14 protein-coding genes and 2 pseudogenes are annotated in these 15,687 nt (G+C 55.8%); 9 read left to right on the forward strand and 7 right to left on the reverse strand.

What is annotated here, in order from left to right:
* Positions 1-32: 32 nt before the first annotated feature.
* Together ACA067_RS20160 and ACA067_RS20165 are read right to left on the reverse strand one after the other, a co-directional pair.
* Complete coding sequence (locus ACA067_RS20160; protein ID WP_497458177.1) at positions 33-575, reverse strand: DinB family protein; 543 nt, start codon at positions 573-575, stop codon at positions 33-35.
* A gap of 296 nt (positions 576-871) precedes the next feature.
* Positions 872-2,308, reverse strand: a complete 1,437-nt coding sequence (locus ACA067_RS20165) for an IS1182 family transposase (RefSeq protein WP_497458178.1) — start codon at positions 2,306-2,308, stop codon at positions 872-874.
* Positions 2,309-2,896: 588 nt separating this feature from the next.
* Between ACA067_RS20165 and ACA067_RS20170 the strand changes: the two are divergent.
* Positions 2,897-3,256 (forward strand): annotated as a pseudogene (locus ACA067_RS20170) (DUF6124 family protein).
* On the opposite strand, the gene ACA067_RS20175 reads toward ACA067_RS20170, so the two are convergent.
* On the reverse strand, positions 3,213-3,539 hold the full coding sequence (locus ACA067_RS20175; RefSeq protein WP_497462813.1) for a DUF3616 domain-containing protein: 327 nt from the start codon (positions 3,537-3,539) through the stop codon (positions 3,213-3,215). The pseudogene ACA067_RS20170 and the gene ACA067_RS20175 overlap by 44 nt on opposite strands.
* A 374-nt stretch (positions 3,540-3,913) precedes the next feature.
* On the opposite strand from ACA067_RS20175, the gene ACA067_RS20180 reads away from it, so the two are divergent.
* Positions 3,914-4,591: a polysaccharide lyase family 7 protein gene (locus ACA067_RS20180; protein WP_497436275.1), complete on the forward strand. Its 678-nt coding sequence runs from the start codon at positions 3,914-3,916 to the stop codon at positions 4,589-4,591.
* A gap of 174 nt (positions 4,592-4,765) precedes the next feature.
* The gene (locus ACA067_RS20185) at positions 4,766-5,344 is read left to right on the forward strand and encodes a hypothetical protein (protein ID WP_497458179.1); all 579 of its coding nucleotides are present in this window, start codon (positions 4,766-4,768) and stop codon (positions 5,342-5,344) included.
* A gap of 136 nt (positions 5,345-5,480) precedes the next feature.
* Here ACA067_RS20185 and ACA067_RS20190 read toward each other — a convergent pair whose 3' ends face one another.
* The 3 genes from ACA067_RS20190 to ACA067_RS20200 all read right to left on the reverse strand — a co-directional run bounded on the left by ACA067_RS20190 (position 5,481) and on the right by ACA067_RS20200 (position 7,626).
* Positions 5,481-6,440: a HEPN domain-containing protein gene (locus ACA067_RS20190; protein WP_497458180.1), complete on the reverse strand. Its 960-nt coding sequence runs from the start codon at positions 6,438-6,440 to the stop codon at positions 5,481-5,483.
* 347 nt (positions 6,441-6,787) lie between these two features.
* A complete protein-coding gene (locus tag ACA067_RS20195; protein ID WP_497462814.1) occupies positions 6,788-6,874 on the reverse strand; it encodes a hypothetical protein in 87 nt (28 codons plus the stop codon).
* Between the two features lie 2 nt (positions 6,875-6,876).
* On the reverse strand, positions 6,877-7,626 hold the full coding sequence (locus tag ACA067_RS20200; protein WP_497458181.1) for an IS110 family RNA-guided transposase: 750 nt from the start codon (positions 7,624-7,626) through the stop codon (positions 6,877-6,879).
* 408 nt (positions 7,627-8,034) lie between these two features.
* Here ACA067_RS20200 and ACA067_RS20205 point away from each other — a divergent pair, with 408 nt between their 5' ends.
* Entirely contained in the window at positions 8,035-8,517 is a 483-nt protein-coding gene (locus tag ACA067_RS20205; protein WP_497458182.1) for a cupin domain-containing protein, read from the forward strand.
* Positions 8,518-8,906: 389 nt separating this feature from the next.
* Here the strand turns inward: ACA067_RS20205 and ACA067_RS20210 are convergent.
* Positions 8,907-9,851: pseudogene (locus ACA067_RS20210) on the reverse strand (transposase); the annotation flags it as partial.
* Between the two features lie 455 nt (positions 9,852-10,306).
* On the opposite strand from ACA067_RS20210, the gene ACA067_RS20215 reads away from it, so the two are divergent.
* The 5 genes from ACA067_RS20215 (at position 10,307) to ACA067_RS20235 (ending at position 15,539) form a co-directional block, all read left to right on the forward strand.
* On the forward strand, positions 10,307-11,158 hold the full coding sequence (locus ACA067_RS20215; RefSeq protein WP_497458183.1) for a sugar phosphate isomerase/epimerase family protein: 852 nt from the start codon (positions 10,307-10,309) through the stop codon (positions 11,156-11,158).
* A 14-nt stretch (positions 11,159-11,172) separates the two neighbouring features.
* A complete protein-coding gene (locus ACA067_RS20220; RefSeq protein WP_497458184.1) occupies positions 11,173-12,243 on the forward strand; it encodes an isopenicillin N synthase family dioxygenase in 1,071 nt (356 codons plus the stop codon).
* Positions 12,244-12,288: 45 nt separating this feature from the next.
* Positions 12,289-13,083 (forward strand): ABC transporter substrate-binding protein, encoded by a 795-nt coding sequence (locus tag ACA067_RS20225; RefSeq protein ID WP_497458185.1) that lies wholly within the window; start codon positions 12,289-12,291, stop codon positions 13,081-13,083.
* Between the two features lie 63 nt (positions 13,084-13,146).
* Positions 13,147-14,694 carry an amino acid ABC transporter permease/ATP-binding protein gene (locus tag ACA067_RS20230; RefSeq protein ID WP_497458186.1) on the forward strand — a complete coding sequence of 516 codons (1,548 nt, stop codon included), beginning with the start codon at positions 13,147-13,149 and terminating at the stop codon, positions 14,692-14,694.
* A gap of 56 nt (positions 14,695-14,750) precedes the next feature.
* A complete protein-coding gene (locus tag ACA067_RS20235; RefSeq protein ID WP_497458187.1) occupies positions 14,751-15,539 on the forward strand; it encodes an SDR family oxidoreductase in 789 nt (262 codons plus the stop codon).
* Positions 15,540-15,687: the final 148 nt, after the last annotated feature.

Below are 15,687 nucleotides of genomic sequence, written 5' to 3' on the forward strand. Positions count from 1 at the left end.
TGAAAAGCCCGGTCTAGTGCTGGTTTTTAAGATTATATGCGGGACTCGGAAGGAATGAGGACGACCAGATCAGTATCGCCTACGTCGACACCACCTTGTGAAAGCAAAGTAGTAACTTGTCCTCGGTGATGAGTCTGGTGGTTGAAGAAATGCATGACCAAGCCATAAAAGCTCTTGTCAGCGGGGGCTCCTTTCATGCTTGTGTAATTGAGGGTGTAATCTAAGTCCGACTCTGTAATGGAGCGAGACCACTCGACAATTACCTGATCGAGCCAAACGCGATGTGCCGAAAGTTCTCGGATATTTGAGAGCAGTAACTGGTCGAGGCTTTGGGGGGCAGGGAACTGTCGAATCGGCTCCAGAGCCAAGTGATTCGCTGGGTGCTTGGCAAATCGCTTTAGCCAGATAGTGTCCCCGGCTACCAGGTGGTTCAACGTCCCGAGAATAGAACCAAAGAATGCTTTCCTATCCACTGACAGCTCTTCATCTGTCAGACTTCTGGCCGCCTCATAAACCTTTGCGTTCATCCAATCGTTATAGATCGCCATCAGGCAGATATGGTTGGTGCGGCCCATCGTGTTCATCCTTTGAGTGAATACTTGACAAGCGATCCACGCTCACCTGGGGGGCCATTCTAAAGCAGGGCTTTTTGAATCGCCCCTGATTTCGTAGACACGTGACCGGCCGCTATGGGTCCAGGCTGTGTGAAAACGCACTGAATACGTCGAAAGTTGAGAACGACGGGCGTTGTCTGCGAAACCAGCAGACGGAAGCGCGAATTGCCCTAGTCAGCTACATAGATGCTCGTAATGCCGTTTGGGCCGCGTCAGCGGCCCAAACGGCTACTAACTGGCGAGCCAAGTGGCTGGATTCACGCCCTGATCGCCTCAATCAGTCCTGCGATGCCCAAGATGCTCATCATTCGTTTGAGGTTGTAGGCGAGCACATGAAGGCTCATTTCGGTACTTACCCGCGGAAGTGTTTTGGTCAGGAAGTGGGTGGCTCCCATCCAATATTTGAGCATTCCAAAAGGATGCTCAACAGTCTGGCGGCGAACCTTCATCTTCCCCGGGTCATGCTCCAGCCGAACCTGCATCGCGTCGATTACCGCCTCATATTCCCAGCGCTTCACACGGCGCTCCTTACCCGTCGTACATTGCTTGTGCAATGCGCAGGACTGGCAGCCCGAGAAGTAGTAACAATGCAATAACATGCCATCTTCCATCGACGAATGCCGCCGGGTCAGTAACTGTCCCGCAGGGCATCGATACTCGTCCGACGCCGCAAGATAGATGAAGTCCTGCTTACCAAATCGGCCTTCGGCTTTGCTGCCCGATGTCAGGGGTTTCGGTACGAAGGTAGTGATGCCGGCTTGCTCGCAAGCAAGGATTTCCAGACCTTTGTAATAGCCTCGGTCGGCCACCACCGTCAGCGACTCAGCGCCGATCTCTTCACGCGCCTGGTTCGCCATATTGCTCAGTTGCCCACGGTCATTACCAACGTTGGTCAGCTCATGGGCAATGATCAGATGGTGCTTGTCGTCGACTGCCGTTTGTACGTTGTAGCCAACCGTTCCGGTGCCTCGGCCGCTCGTGGCCATTGAGCGTGCATCTGGATCGGTGAGGGAGATTTGCTGGTCTGGACTTTCGTGAAGCTGCGCCTCGATTTCCTTGAGTTTTTGCATCTGCTTTTTCAGTGTTTCTATCTTTTCTTTCAGCCGCTCTGCTTTGGCCTCGGCCACTTCCGGCGTTGCCCGATCCGCCGAATCCATCGCTGCCAGATATCGATCAATGCTCTGCTCGATCTGCTGCATGCGTGCCTTCACTTTGCCCTGGGTGAAGTTACGGTCGCGGTTGTTCACGGCTTTGAATTTGCTGCCGTCGATGGCGATGATCGACTGGGAGAAGAGATTGAGGTTGCGGCAAAGCACTACGAATTGCCGGCAGACGCTGCGAATGGCTTTGCCGTTGTCTTTGCGAAAGTCGGCAATGGTTTTGAAGTCAGGAGCCAAACGCCCCGTGAGCCACATCAACTCGACGTTGCGCTCGGCCTCACGCTCAAGCCGGCGGCTGGACTGAATCCGATTGAGGTAGCCGTAGATATAGATCTTCAGCAACACCGCTGGGTGATAGGCCGGACGACCAGTTGCGGCAGGATCGACGCCCTCAAAACCAAGTGCGCCCAAGTCGAGTTCATCGACGAAAACATCGACCACGCGCACTGGATTTTCTTCGGCTACGTAATCGTCCAGGCACTCTGGCAGCAGCGTCACTTGCGTCCGAGCCTCACCTTCAATGAATCGCTTCATGATCGCCCCCGATACGATCTAGACGATCAGAAGGTTAGACAATCACTGGCGTTTTCACACAGCCTGGGTCGCAAGCGGCCTCTCACGAAGGCCAGCTATCGGCCCAACAGCTTTCAGTCAGACGTGTCCAGGAATTTAAGACGTTCCGGCAGCACGTCGGACACCTGCCAAATGACGCCGGTTGAATGCAGAAATCAGGTGTGCGGAAATGTTCCGTTCATTCAAATTAAACATCCGCGAAAGGCGCGTGTTTAAGCGTCCTGCTGATTGCTTCCTGAAAGCTACAAGACCTTGCGCCGTTGCCTACGGTTACGCCAGAATCCGCCGGCTTGTGCGCCTTGGGGCCGCTCGGTAACTTGATTCGCGTCACTGCCCATCAGTGATCGGGTTTAGCAGCCCGTAGTTTCCTAGTGAAGTGCACAAGCTCTTTCAGCCAGGCATCACCATGCCTGCACTTGATGGTAGCTGTGCGCAGGGCGCCTTCGGGCGCGCCGGTTTGCTAGGTTCCCGGTCTGCTAACCTGCATACAGCTGCCTCCACTTTCGTTTAGCAGCAAGAGTGGTGGCGCTCCATGTAAGGACCTAGTGAATGATAAAGCCTTCACCAAACCCGCCGGACACCGATCCGGTATCCCCATACGAACCCGATTCAAACAGACTCAACAAAGCCGCCTAACGCGCACTCGACTTCCACTTCCCCTCGACTGCCGACATCAAAGCTACTGCGCGCACTCCCAGCACCCTGTTTACCGTCGACACGCAGGCCACGACTGAAACCCTGGCGGTTTATCTGGTCGAGACGCTGGCCTCGGTCGATGTGATGGTTCATCACCTGGTGGATCATCTGGACGGCGGATCGCGCAGTGCCCTGCTGGGTATTTCCAACAGCATCATGCTGGCGGAAATCACGGCAAACCGGATGCTGGATCAGATCGATCCACCCGCTTGAAGCGAACGCGTCGACGATGCAGGCTGTACAGCGGTCCCTTCAGTTGGGACCGCATTTCAGCGAGTGCATAGCCGTCGTTCTGCCGTACCACAGGGATGCGCGCCAGCAGGAAGCGATTGCCCTTCGCCTCGACTGTCGACAGGCGCTTGATATTCTTCCGTGCAGGAGTGCCAGCCTCGGCCTTCTTTCGCTTCAGGCTATGGGAGCCCACCACCCAGAGGTAACCACTGTCAGGGACATAGGCCAAGCCCTCGATATCGATCTCGGCGTCTTGTTTCCGTATGGAAAATTGCTTCGGTGGCTCTTGAGCGGTCTCCTGTCTTTATGGCGCGGCGCGCCGGTTATTCAGAACCGGCTTTTGAGCGTGTTCTTCGTCCAGTGCATGCACTCATCCTAGCCGACCCGTCCACCGCTGATGGCTTAGGTCCCTTCGCTGCAGTTGCCAGGCAACGCGAATTAGTTCCATCAACCTCCAAAATAGCCGACCAACGGTAACCCCCACAGGCACAAAGCCTGCAATAACCACCTCGACGATCATTTGACGTCAATCTACCGCCATACCGATTTCCTGATCAGCAGACCCAATTGACACAGCTCAATAGCGTCGGTTCGAGCGCAACTGTGGCCGCAACATTCCCCGCATACAGGATTATTGACATGATCGACCTCGCCACCTGGAATTTAAGCATCCCTGAAGGCAGCCCACCGGCTACCATAGAAACGCCTCGACTGGCGCAAGGCTTCAAGGGCCAGTATTTCAGTTCTGAAGCCGCTACCCTTTCCTTCTGGGCACCTGTAACCGGCTCCAGGACGGCCAACGCTATTTACCCGCGCAGCGAGTTGCGGGAAACCTATAGCGATGGAAGGCTGCGCAACTGGCAGTATTCAGCGGCGGATAACATTCTGCGGGCGAGTCTGACCGTCAATCAGGTGCCCAGCACCGGCAAGATCGTGATTGGTCAGATTCACAACAAGGACAGCAACAGCCCCATGGTGAAGCTGGAATACCAATACAAAAAGTCGGCTTCGACGGGAAACATTGTCGCCAAGGTGCGCATGCGCCCCGACGATGAAGAGGGCCAGGTCATTACAATTGCGACGGGGGTGCCGCTCGACCGCAACTTTTCCTACCAGCTCCACCTCAGCCCGAAGGGCGCGCTGGGCATCAGCGCAGCAGGATACAACTGGAGAACCACCATCGACCCGAGCTGGAAGACCAAACCACTGTATTTCAAAGCGGGTGCGTATGTGCAGGACAACACCGGCTATCCCACCGAGGGCGGAAAAGTGACGTTCAGGATGCTGGAGATCCAACACAACATTAAGTCGCTTTAGGTCACTACCGTTGGCACGCCGATCCGAAGGGTGAAGACTTTTGCTACCAAGTGGCTAGCGGTCAGTGAACTCAAAACCGCGCGGGCGGCAGATGCCCTCGAAGCCGACTATGCTTTCGCGGGAGCAACGCGCTCACTGCGTTGCTCCTTCGGCCATCACATGGAAAGCAGGTCTATGAAACCGATCCGGTCTTTTGCTCCCGCTGTTGCCCTCGCCTCACTCATGTCCACCGCCAGCTTTGCGGCCCATGCAGCCGATGTGCCGCTGGGCAGTACTGCTCTGGAGAGTCATATCATTACGCACGTACTGGCTGTCGATGCTGCGAACTATCAGGTCACTGTGGAAGGTCCCGACCAAAGCCAGGTACCCATCCAGCTCACCGACCAGGCCAAGGCCCTGCACAACCTGAAGGTCGGCGATAAGGTCGATATATATGTTACCCGCTCGGTTGCCTACACGCTCGACACTGATGTTAATAGCGATAGAGGTGTCAGCACCAAATCAGCGATTACCCGCGCCGACAAGGCCAACCCTAATCCGGGCGGTGAGGCGTTTCGTCAGGTCAAGGTCACGTCGAAGATCACCCACATTGACTTGAAAAAGCATGAAGTGACCTTGCTTCCTCCAGAAGGAAAAGTGAAAGTTGTCAAGGTCGAGGACCCCGAGCTCCAGGCCCGCATGAAGAACCTCAAGGTCGGTCAGACGGTCGACGCCACCTACACCGAAGTGCTGGAAATCAAAACCTCACGCTAGCAACGTGCGCCGACCAGAGAAGGCCTCGCCGAAGACAATCTGCACAGTACTGTGATTGCACACTCTGGTTGGGGACGAAAAGGGGACGGATTTATATCTTCACTCCAACCGTACGCTTCTGTTATTGGACGGAAATTTAACAAATTGGATTTTTTGTATAGTGATTTTCCAGCAATCTAACGATTTCTGGGCTTTTCCTCAGTGTGTCGAATATATGAAGTGCGGCCACGTTGGCTTGGAAAGCCTGATCTTCCGTGGATGGCTCATCTTGGTATCTCGCACCGGTGGAGCAGTGAGCCATATCGATCAGGTGTGAATTTATCGAAATGCCTTGTTCATCATGAAGAAATTGCGCCAGCTTGCTGAGGTTGTGACCATCTTTCCCTCTCTTGGAATAAGCTATGCCGGCTAGGTCCAAAAAACCTTTCAGTGTTTTTTCGACACATTGCTGTGCTGCCCATCGAGATTGAGGATAACGGTGTGCGAGTAGTTCCTGAGTGGAGCCTGCATAATCACCTTTCGCAACGCTCAGCATATTTGTGCGGGGAAGATTATCCAGCCACTGGATATTTTCTACAGCGAACATGTGGTACATGAAATGAGCTTTTAGTTCATCGTCAGTAAGTCGATCCACCAGTCCTTGGGGTAAATCTTCGACGAGTGTAAGTATGTTCATGCTTGGTTGGCTTGATTGGCTCCCTTTGCTTGATCCTTTATTTAGCAAATTTCTATGTAGAAAAAATTCCACGGAACCATACCAGCCAGCTATCCGAACTCGCCAAATGGTCTGGGCAAGCCGAGCCGGTACGTATCCTAGCTCGGAATAGGATTTCAACCGATTACCAAGAGTTTGTGTGTACCAACGATGAGCCTTGGCCATCAGGATATCGCTTTGGTAACCTGGCTGGTCCGCCAGCTCGTCAGGCGGGGTCATACGACCGCCCCAACCAAAGGCCTCCCAGAATAAGCGACCAACGTGAAGTGGCCTTTGAACAGGAGTCAAGCCTTGAGTTGCTAACGCTTTATCAATAGCGACCATGAGCTTTTCGAATTCAGGCTCTGACGAGGGATAGGCTGGCCATGAAAATTTAGCCATTGGACAGATCCTTTGCGGATAAAAACATGTATGAAGGCTCGGAGCATAGCGTCAGGAATCAGTGTCGAGAAAAATCTCCTTGTTTTCGGCACATTCTTCGGTCTGTTCCTGTAAACGGCCAAGTCCGCATGGAAGGTGTGGTATGTCCAGATAGTCGGTGGCCGAGTGGCTGGTTCTGGAGAGGGACGCGGTTCTTCATACCGTGCTACCGCCCCCCTTGACACCCTGCACGGACTCAATCTCTCAGAGCTAGCGTTATGCATAACCCAGAACTTTATTTCATGATCCTCGTCGGGTGAAGCCAAAAGTTATGGTGGGGGCACTTAGTTCGGGACTACGCTAAAGAGTCACGGCCATAACGGACATCGGAAGTGCTTTCCAGGCCGCCGACATGAACGATCCTTGCCGCCAGAGCTGTGTTGCTTTGGCGTCAACCCTAGCGAGGCGGCCAGTTGTCGCCATTGGCAAACTGACTGGCGTCACCGATGGCCGCAACAAGTGCGGTGGCAATCATCGGGCCGACGCCACGCAGCTGTTGCAGACGGGCGGCCGCTGGGTCACTTGCCGCGATCGCTGATATCTCGCTATCTTGTTCACTCACGCGCACATCAAGTGCGCGCAGGTCTTCCCACAAGCCGTTCAGCAGACGACGAAAGCGTGCCGTCAAACCGTTATCGGCATCTTCTAGCCAGCACGGTATTGCGCGACGCAGCATCAGTAATTCCTTCGGCGCAACGAGGCCGTACTCGGCGATCAGCCCACGAATCTGATTGGCTTTGGCCGTCCGCTGTTCGATTAAGCCGGCCCGGATGCGATGCGTCGCTTGGATATCCTGTTGTTCGATGGTCTTGACGGCGACGAAGCGCATGCTGGGGCGGCTCATCGCCTCACAGATTGCCTCGGCATCGTTGGCGTCGTTCTTGTTGCTCTTGACGTACGGTTTGACGAACTGAGGCGCGATCAGCCTCACCTGAAATCCGCGTGCCTGTAGCTGCCGCGCCCAATGGTGCGCACCGCTACAACTTTCCATGCCGATCTCACAGCCGGGCTCGATCTTCTCCAGCACCGTTTGAAGCCAGCGATCGCGAGGTAAACGCTGCCGCCAGGTGGGCTGCTCATGACGATCCACGCCGTGAATCTGAAACACGTTCTTCGCCAGGTCGACCCCAATGCGCATAAGCTTCATGAGTGGACTCCTTCTCACTATTGACTGTGGTTCGCACCTTCAGTCTGGCACTCAAGATGCCGAAGTGAGGAGGAGTCCATCCCATTGCTTCTGGCCCAGGCTGTGTGAAAACGCTTTAGAAAATATTCTATGGTCAGAAGCGCAACGAAAATCGCGTTCCTACGTAAATCTTAGGTCTGCTGAGTATCCAAACGCCGAGAGATTTTACGTAGCAACGCAGACTTCAAAACGATGCATGCGTTTTCACACAGCCTGGACCCATAGCTGCCGTAGATGGCCGGATGCGTACGCCGACGTCCCTAACGGCCGCGGCTTTAACAATAGGCCACCTTGCTTATGGGCCCAGGGTAGCTTTAATAAATGGTGATGGCCCTGAGCAACATTTGTTACGTTCGAAAGGAGCAGAAAATGTACAGATTAAGAGTCTTTGTGGCGTCAAGCGCGTTCACACTCGCCGCATTCATGACGTTACCCGTGTCGAGCGCTGAGCAACCGATGGCGGGCCACATATCAGTTCTACCTTCCGATCTCAAATGGTCTGATGCGCCATCGGTCGCGCCTGGCGCCCAAATCGTAGTCATTGAAGGCGACCTGAAATCTGCAGATCCCTTTACCTTTCGGCTCAAGCTACCTGCCAACTCTAAAATAGGTGTCCATACTCACCCGGTAGTGGAACGTGTCACCGTAATTTCCGGCACTTTTCACCTAGGAGTCGGCGATAAATTTGACCCCGCCAAAGCCAGGGCCTACACGCCGGGCGGTATCACGATCATGCCTGTTGGTATGCCGATGTATGTATTCACCCAAGAAGAAACTGTCGTGCAGATCCATGGGACCGGCCCGTGGGGTATCAATTTTCTCAATCCCGCGGATGACCCCAGGAAGAAGTGACCTTATCTGCCTGACATTCCGACCATCACGCAGGCGTATGGCCGAGCACACGCGCTTGCCCCTGCGACCAATCTGATTTGTTCCCTGACTGCGCGCATTGAATGAAATCAATGCTGGTCCTCTTGAGTTCGGTTGCAACACGAAACGACCGGAGCTCTTCGACCCAAACTGACTGTCGCTCCCGGAGCTTGGGGCGGTGAGCAGACGTTCCCGGGTGTCCGCTAATGGCCGATTCTGTTGAAAAAGTCGGATTTTCAGTTCGCCTGAACTCAGGCACGGCTACCACCGGAGAACCTACTCACCACATTGAGTGGTTTCTCGGCCCTTCGTTGACCTTTGCTGCTCTGTTATTGGGTTAATTTGAGGTTTTTTGCTTCGTGCAGGCGCACCTATCCCGTGGCAGGTGGCCCTTGAGATGTAAGTTTGGCCAGTCGACGCAGGTTCTGTACCGCAGCCGCCAGCGTGAACTCATCGGTCGCGCCACTCATGCCACGTAGTCGCAAGCGATCCAGTTTCAGGATGCGCTTGAGGTGGGCGAACAACATTTCGACCTTCTTCCGTTCGTTGCGTGAGCGCACGTACTCCGGCGTTGCCGCGATGCGTCGAGCCACATCACGAGCGGTTTCATGGACGCTGCGGACGATCTTGCGAATCGAAGTGTTCGGGCAGCACTTGGCTTTCATCGGACATATCGCGCAGTCGGTCTGTCTGGATCGGAAGATGATGGTGTTGGCTTTTGTGACGTGCGAACGCTCGTTCTTGAAGGCTCGCCATTCGCTGCGCAATACGTTGCCGGCAGGGCAGCGGTATTCCTCGGCCTCTTCATTCCAGTGGAAATCGTTACTCGAAAAGCTGTCGTTCTTGCGCTCAGTTTTGTCCCACACCGGCACGTGCGGTTCGATGTCTTTTTCCTCCACCATCCAGGCCAGCATCGGCGCTGTACCGTAAGCGGTGTCGCCAATGAGGCGTTCCGGCTTGATGTCGAACTGCGCTTCGACCCGATCGATCATCGTCTTGGTGCTCTCGACTTCTGCGGTTCGATGAGCCGGTGTGGGTTCCACATCCATGATCACGCCGTGCTCGGTATCGATCAGATAATTCGTGGAGTAAGCGTAGAAAGCTGGGCCGCCTGGAGCAGCGGTCCAGCGGGCCTGAGGATCCGTCAGCGACAGGCGCTTCGGTAGCGTTTCGGCCAAAGCCTCTTCATCGAGGGCTTCAAGGTACTCACGTACGGCGCGGGTGCTCAGGGACGGATCGCTCCAGTTGACCGGTTCATCTCCCGGTACGCCGCGCTGCCGACTCGCATCCGCTTTGATAATGCTGGCACCCACGCTCGTACGCGATGAGGGACGAGCAGAATCGAACTCATCAAGAACGTCGGGTTCAGGTCGATTGCAACACTTCGCGACAGGCAACAACCGGCCAGAAGCCAACCATCAGCGCCCCGGTGTCGCTTAGGACTCTTCAAAATGATGCCGTAACAATGGCCCCCCTCGCTAATAGCCAGCGTAGCCAATTACTCGCCGATAAAATCCCTCTTGGAAATCGCGATAAATAGCTAGCTATTTGTTGACAAAAGTCTGAAGTATTCATTTGAACTTTCAGATTCTTTCACCCCGCCGCCTATGCCTAACATCGGTTCCACAGCGAACTGGCCACGGCAGCGCTTAGTGGGACCAAGCAGACAGAGACCCGGCTCAAAAATCCTCTGCCATTGCTGGCCCTTGATCGCCGACTGGCGCTGTCGAAGTGCTTTTGCAGTAGGCCTGAGGGGTTTTGAGGATCGCCGATGAAGCTTGAAATTTTCCGCACGTTGTGGGGTTACACCGCCAGCAAGGCCCAGGCGCTTGAAGAGCTGCTGCAGGCGGGTTTTGATGGAATGGAAGCACGTCTGCCACTGGACGTGCGTGAACGGGCTGAGTTCGCCGCCTTTCTCCAGGCCAATCGCCTGGGTTATATCAGCACCGTCTTCACCGCATACGATGTGCTGCCGGACCAGTCGGCGGCACCTGCCGTTCACCTTAATGACCTCGATCGGAAACTCGCCTGGGCCGCCGAGCTCGACCCACGCTTCGTCAACGTATTGGCGGGCAATGATCGCTGGTCCTTGCCTCAACAAGTGGAGTTCTTCGGTCAGGCACTGGAACTGGCGCGCAAGCACGGTCAGGTCTGCAGTTTCGAAACCCACCGCTCGCGGTCGCTGTTCAACCCTTGGGTGACCCTGGAGTTGATCCGGCAACTGCCCGATCTGTTATTCACCAGTGACATCAGCCATTGGATAGTGACCTGCGAGCGCCTGTTGAATGACCCGGCCGATGATCTGAGCGCCTTCATCGAGCGGGTTCACCATATCCAGGCCCGGGTCGGTTATGACCAGGGTCCGCAGGTTCCGCACCCGGCGGCTCCCGAATATGCAAAAGAACTGGCCTTCCATCAGCAGCACTGGGAAAGCATCTGGCGCTCGCAGCAAGCCCGCGGTTACCAAGTCACTACCCTGACCCCGGAATTCGGCGCCGACGGCTACCTCCATCATTTGCCTTTCACCAATGTACCGGTCGCCGATCTGTGGTCGTTGAACGTGTGGATGGGCAAGACCGAGCGTGAACACTTCTACCGTTTCAGCCACTCAAGCCACTCTTAGGGAGCCGATGCGTCATGCCTGACAATAAAAATAACAGCGTTAGCACTGACACACAGACAGCCAACTTCCAGAACATCCCAGTGGTCAATATCGCCGGTCTTTTCAGCTTTGAACTGGAACACCGCTTGGTCGTAGCCGAACAATTGGGTCGCGCCGCCAGCGAAGTCGGGTTCCTCTATATCACCGATCACGGTGTCGACCCGCAACTGATCACCAACCTGCGCAAGGCTGCCAAGGACTTTTTCGACCAGCCCGTCGACACCAAGATGCAGCACTACATCGGCACCTCGAAAACCCACAAGGGTTTTGTACCTGAAGGTGAAGAGGTCTACTCCAAGGGCAAGCCGGACCACAAGGAAGCCTTCGACGTCGGCTTCGAAGTCCCGGCCGATGACCCTCTGGTGCTGGCCAAAACCCCATTGTTGGGACCCAACGACTGGCCACATCTGCCGAATTTCAAGGAGTCGGTCCAGGCCTACTATGAAGCGATCTTCGCCTTGGGCCGACGTTTGTTTGGCGGTTTCGCCCTGGCCCTGGGCCTGGAAGAAAACTATTTCGACAGCCTGGTCACCCGTCCACCGTCCAAGCTGCGCCTGATCCACTACCCCTTCGACGGTGCCGCCCATGACGCACCGGGTCTTGGCGCCCATACTGATTACGAGTGCTTCACCATCCTCTTGGCCGACAAACCAGGCCTTGAGGTGATGAACAACCTTGGACAATGGATCGATGCACCACCGATTGCCGATGCCTTCGTGGTCAACATCGGCGACATGCTGGAAGTGATGACGGCAGGCGCATTCGTTGCCACTGCGCACCGGGTGCGGAGCGTGAAGGAGGAGCGTTATTCCTTTCCACTGTTTTATGCCTGCGACTATCACACCCAAATCAAACCGCTGCCCGGGTTCGCCCAGGCAGGCAACGACTACGAGGAAATCACGATCGGCGAACACATGTATGGCCAGGCACTGCAGACCTATCAGTATCTGCGCCAGAGGGTGGCCAATGGGGACGTTCAACTGCCAGGCAAGGCACGCAAGCCCGCCAGTTTCGGACATTTGAAAAATCAGGTTCAACCGTCCTGATTGAAGTTTTCAGTTACCCCTTACCTACGCCGGAGTCAGTAAAAAATGAAAAACAATAAAAAAAACCTGTTGAGCTTGGCTGTATTGGCAGCCGGTATGCTCGGTGCCTCGTCGGGCATGGCCGCACCAGACACGTTCAAGGTCGGCATGGAAGTCACCTACCCGCCCTTCGAGTCCTATGACAAGGACAAAAACGTGGTCGGCTCGGACCCGGAACTGGCAACAGCCCTGGCCAGGCACATGAACGCCAAGGTGGAGTTCGTCGACACCAAGTTCCCGAGCCTGATCCTGGGCCTGAACTCCGGCAAGTACGATGCGGTCATTTCCGGCATGTACATCACACCGGAGCGCCAGACTCAGGCCCAGACCATCGCCTATGCCAACACCGGTGCCGCGGTCATGGTACCCAAGGGCAGCGAGATCAATGCGAAAAAACCTGAAGACCTGTGCGGCTTGAAACTGGGTCTGGAACAGGGCACTACCTGGGTCAAGGAATTCAGGAAGCTCTCCGATAACTACTGCGTGCCGAACAACAAAGGCGCCATCACCGTCAGCGAGTACCCCTCGGCGCCTGAAGTGACCCAGGCCCTGTTGTCCAAAAACATTCAGGCCCAGGTTGAAATCGCTGGCGCCGCAAAAATGATCGCGGAAAAGACCAATGGCCGCGTAGTGATCACCACCGAACACCCGATCTATCAGCAAACGCTGGGCATCTTCGTCAAGAAAGGTAACGACGAAACCTTCCAGGCCGTGCAAAAGGCCTTCGAGGAGACGAAAAAGAGCGGTGAATACGCCGCTATCCTTAAGAAGTATGGCCTGGAAGAACCGACGGCTAACTAAGCACGTGTCCTTGTAGTCTGGTAGCTGCCTCCCCTGCACCGGGGCGGCAGATCGAGGTGCCCCATGCAATTCGATTGGTCATATTTTATTTCCCTGTTCTCCCTGCCGGACTTCTGGAAAGCCTGCGTCACGGTGGTCCAGCTCAGTGCCCTGGCCTGGTTCATCGGTATGCTGCTGGGTTTTGTCCTGGCCACGGCCAAGCTGTCCCAGTCGCCCTTGCTGCGCATTCCCGCGGCGGTCTACATCTGGTTCTTCCGCAGCATCCCGTTGCTGGTGCTGGTGGTCTTCGTCTACAACTTGCCGCAATTGCTTCCCGGTAGCGGACCGATTCTGTCCAACCCCTTCTACTCCGGCTTGCTGGCCCTGGTGGTCACGGAAGCGGCGTACATGGCGGAAATCCATCGGGGTGGACTGATTTCCGTGGCCAAGGGTCAGAAGGAAGCCGGGCGCGCGCTGGGCGTCGGCCTGTTCGGCATGCAGCGCCTGATCGTGATCCCCCAGGCGTTCCGGATCTCGCTGCCGACGTTGATCAATGAATACATCACGGTGGTCAAGCTGACGTCGCTGGTCTCGGTCATCTCCCTGACGGAAATCCTCACGGTCGGCCAACGCCTCTATGCCACCAACTTCCTGGTCATGGAAACCCTGGCTGCGGTGGGCGTGTACTACGTGCTGATCGTCACCGTGTTCGGCTATTTCCTGCAGCGTCTGGAGCGCTACCTGGACCTGAACTTCCGCAAGCCCCACACACTCGACGCCGCCGCCGTGGCCAAGCTCAAGGCCTGCGCCGAAGCCTTGCCCGACAGTGCGCGCAAAGCAGCGGGCAACAACGCGACGCCTATCCTGCAATTGAAGAACATCCAGAAGAGCTATGGCACGCACCAAGTGCTGATGGGGATCGACCTGAATGTCGAGTACGGCCAGGTGATCTCGATCATTGGCCCTTCCGGTTCCGGCAAGACTTCGCTGATCCGCACGGTCAACGGTCTGGAAAGCATCGATACAGGCAACATTCTGTTGTTCGGTGAGAAGTTCATCGAAGCATCGGACAAACCCGACAGTTCCCGCCTGCGCAAAGGCGTGCGGCACATCGGCATGGTGTTCCAGAACTTCAACCTGTTCCCGCACCGCACCCTTCTCGACAACGTCACGCTGGCGCCGCGCTACCACGGCCGTCCGGGCGAGCTGAGCGAACACCGTGCTTATGCGCTGCTGGACAAGGTCGGCCTGCTGGCCCATGCCCACAAGTACCCGCACCAGCTCTCCGGCGGGCAGCAACAGCGCGTGGCGATCGCGCGTGCCTTGGCCATGGAGCCGGACATCATGCTGTTCGATGAGCCTACGTCAGCGCTCGACCCAGAGTTGGTGGGCGATGTGCTGAACGTCATACGCGACCTTGCCAATGAAGGCATGACCATGATTATTGTCACCCACGAAATGGACTTTGCCATGTCGATTTCCGACCGGGTCGTCTTCATGGAGAACGGCAATATCCAACTGGATGCTGCACCTGAAACCATACGATGCGATGCCGAAGGAGAGAGAGTGCGGCGCTTCATGGGCATCAGTACGCTGTCGCCAAACCTGTCTGCCACCGTGGATCATGCGTAAGCAGGGTGCTGTAGTAGACAACCACTTTCTTTGAGCTTCTTTGTAGGAAAACACGCATGAATCTTGGAATAGCAGGACGCTGGGCGCTGGTGTGCGCCGCCAGCAAAGGCCTGGGTAAAGCCTGCGCACAGGCACTCGTCAGCGAAGGCGTGAACGTGGTGATCACCGCCCGAGGCGAACAGACGCTGAATGAAACAGCCCGTCAGCTCAGAGCGATAAATCCTGAAGTGACTGTCATCGCCGTCGCCGGAGACATTTCAACGCCCGAAGGTCGGGCGGCCGCCCTCGTGGCCCATGAGCATTTCGATATTTTGATCAACAACGCTGGCGGCCCTCCGCCCGGGGATTTCCGCGAATGGAACCGCGACGCCTGGCTCAAGGCGCTTGATACCAACATGCTCACCCCTATCGAGTTGATCAAGGCAACGGTAGACGGTATGGCGATGCGCGGATTTGGCCGAATCATCAACATCACGTCGAGTGCCGTGAAGTCCCCTATCGAAAGCCTGGGTCTGTCCAATGGCGCGCGCAGTGGTCTGACGGGATTTATCGCAGGACTTGCCCGGCAAGAAAACATTGCCAGTCGGAATGTGACGATCAACAACCTGCAACCGGGCTCATTCGATACCGATCGACTGCGTGACAACCTGGTCGCCGCTGCCGAAAAGTCGGGGCAAGACAGTGAGGCATTCCTCGGCGAATGCCGTCGCGAAATTCCTGCCAAACGCTTCGGCTCACCCGAGGAGTTCGGTGCTCTGTGCGCCTTCGTTTGCAGCAGTCATGCAGGCTACCTGACGGGGCAGAACCTGTTGATTGATGGAGGGGCCATTCGCTCCAGCCAATAAAGACGACAGGCACAATTGGAACGGATGGCATAGACGCATTCGCCATTCGCCTCCTGTGTACGACGTGGTGGATCGGGAAACAGCCGCGGCTTTTTACTGAGGAACTTCGCAGTTTCGTTCATCCCGATACGCAACGGCCACCGCTTAT

It is taken from the genome of Pseudomonas sp. LBUM1674 (genome assembly GCF_059695635.1).

What these genes read in the sequence shown, in the direction of transcription:
- ACA067_RS20160 (WP_497458177.1), bottom strand. Translation starts at nt 575, where the DNA reads ATGGGCCGCACCAACCATATCTGCCTGATGGCGATCTATAACGATTGG.
- ACA067_RS20165 (WP_497458178.1), bottom strand. Translation starts at nt 2,308, where the DNA reads ATGAAGCGATTCATTGAAGGTGAGGCTCGGACGCAAGTGACGCTGCTG.
- ACA067_RS20180 (WP_497436275.1), top strand. Translation starts at nt 3,914, where the DNA reads ATGATCGACCTCGCCACCTGGAATTTAAGCATCCCTGAAGGCAGCCCA.
- ACA067_RS20185 (WP_497458179.1), top strand. Translation starts at nt 4,766, where the DNA reads ATGAAACCGATCCGGTCTTTTGCTCCCGCTGTTGCCCTCGCCTCACTC.
- ACA067_RS20190 (WP_497458180.1), bottom strand. Translation starts at nt 6,440, where the DNA reads ATGGCTAAATTTTCATGGCCAGCCTATCCCTCGTCAGAGCCTGAATTC.
- ACA067_RS20200 (WP_497458181.1), bottom strand. Translation starts at nt 7,626, where the DNA reads ATGAAGCTTATGCGCATTGGGGTCGACCTGGCGAAGAACGTGTTTCAG.
- ACA067_RS20205 (WP_497458182.1), top strand. Translation starts at nt 8,035, where the DNA reads ATGTACAGATTAAGAGTCTTTGTGGCGTCAAGCGCGTTCACACTCGCC.
- ACA067_RS20215 (WP_497458183.1), top strand. Translation starts at nt 10,307, where the DNA reads ATGAAGCTTGAAATTTTCCGCACGTTGTGGGGTTACACCGCCAGCAAG.
- ACA067_RS20220 (WP_497458184.1), top strand. Translation starts at nt 11,173, where the DNA reads ATGCCTGACAATAAAAATAACAGCGTTAGCACTGACACACAGACAGCC.
- ACA067_RS20225 (WP_497458185.1), top strand. Translation starts at nt 12,289, where the DNA reads ATGAAAAACAATAAAAAAAACCTGTTGAGCTTGGCTGTATTGGCAGCC.
- ACA067_RS20230 (WP_497458186.1), top strand. Translation starts at nt 13,147, where the DNA reads ATGCAATTCGATTGGTCATATTTTATTTCCCTGTTCTCCCTGCCGGAC.
- ACA067_RS20235 (WP_497458187.1), top strand. Translation starts at nt 14,751, where the DNA reads ATGAATCTTGGAATAGCAGGACGCTGGGCGCTGGTGTGCGCCGCCAGC.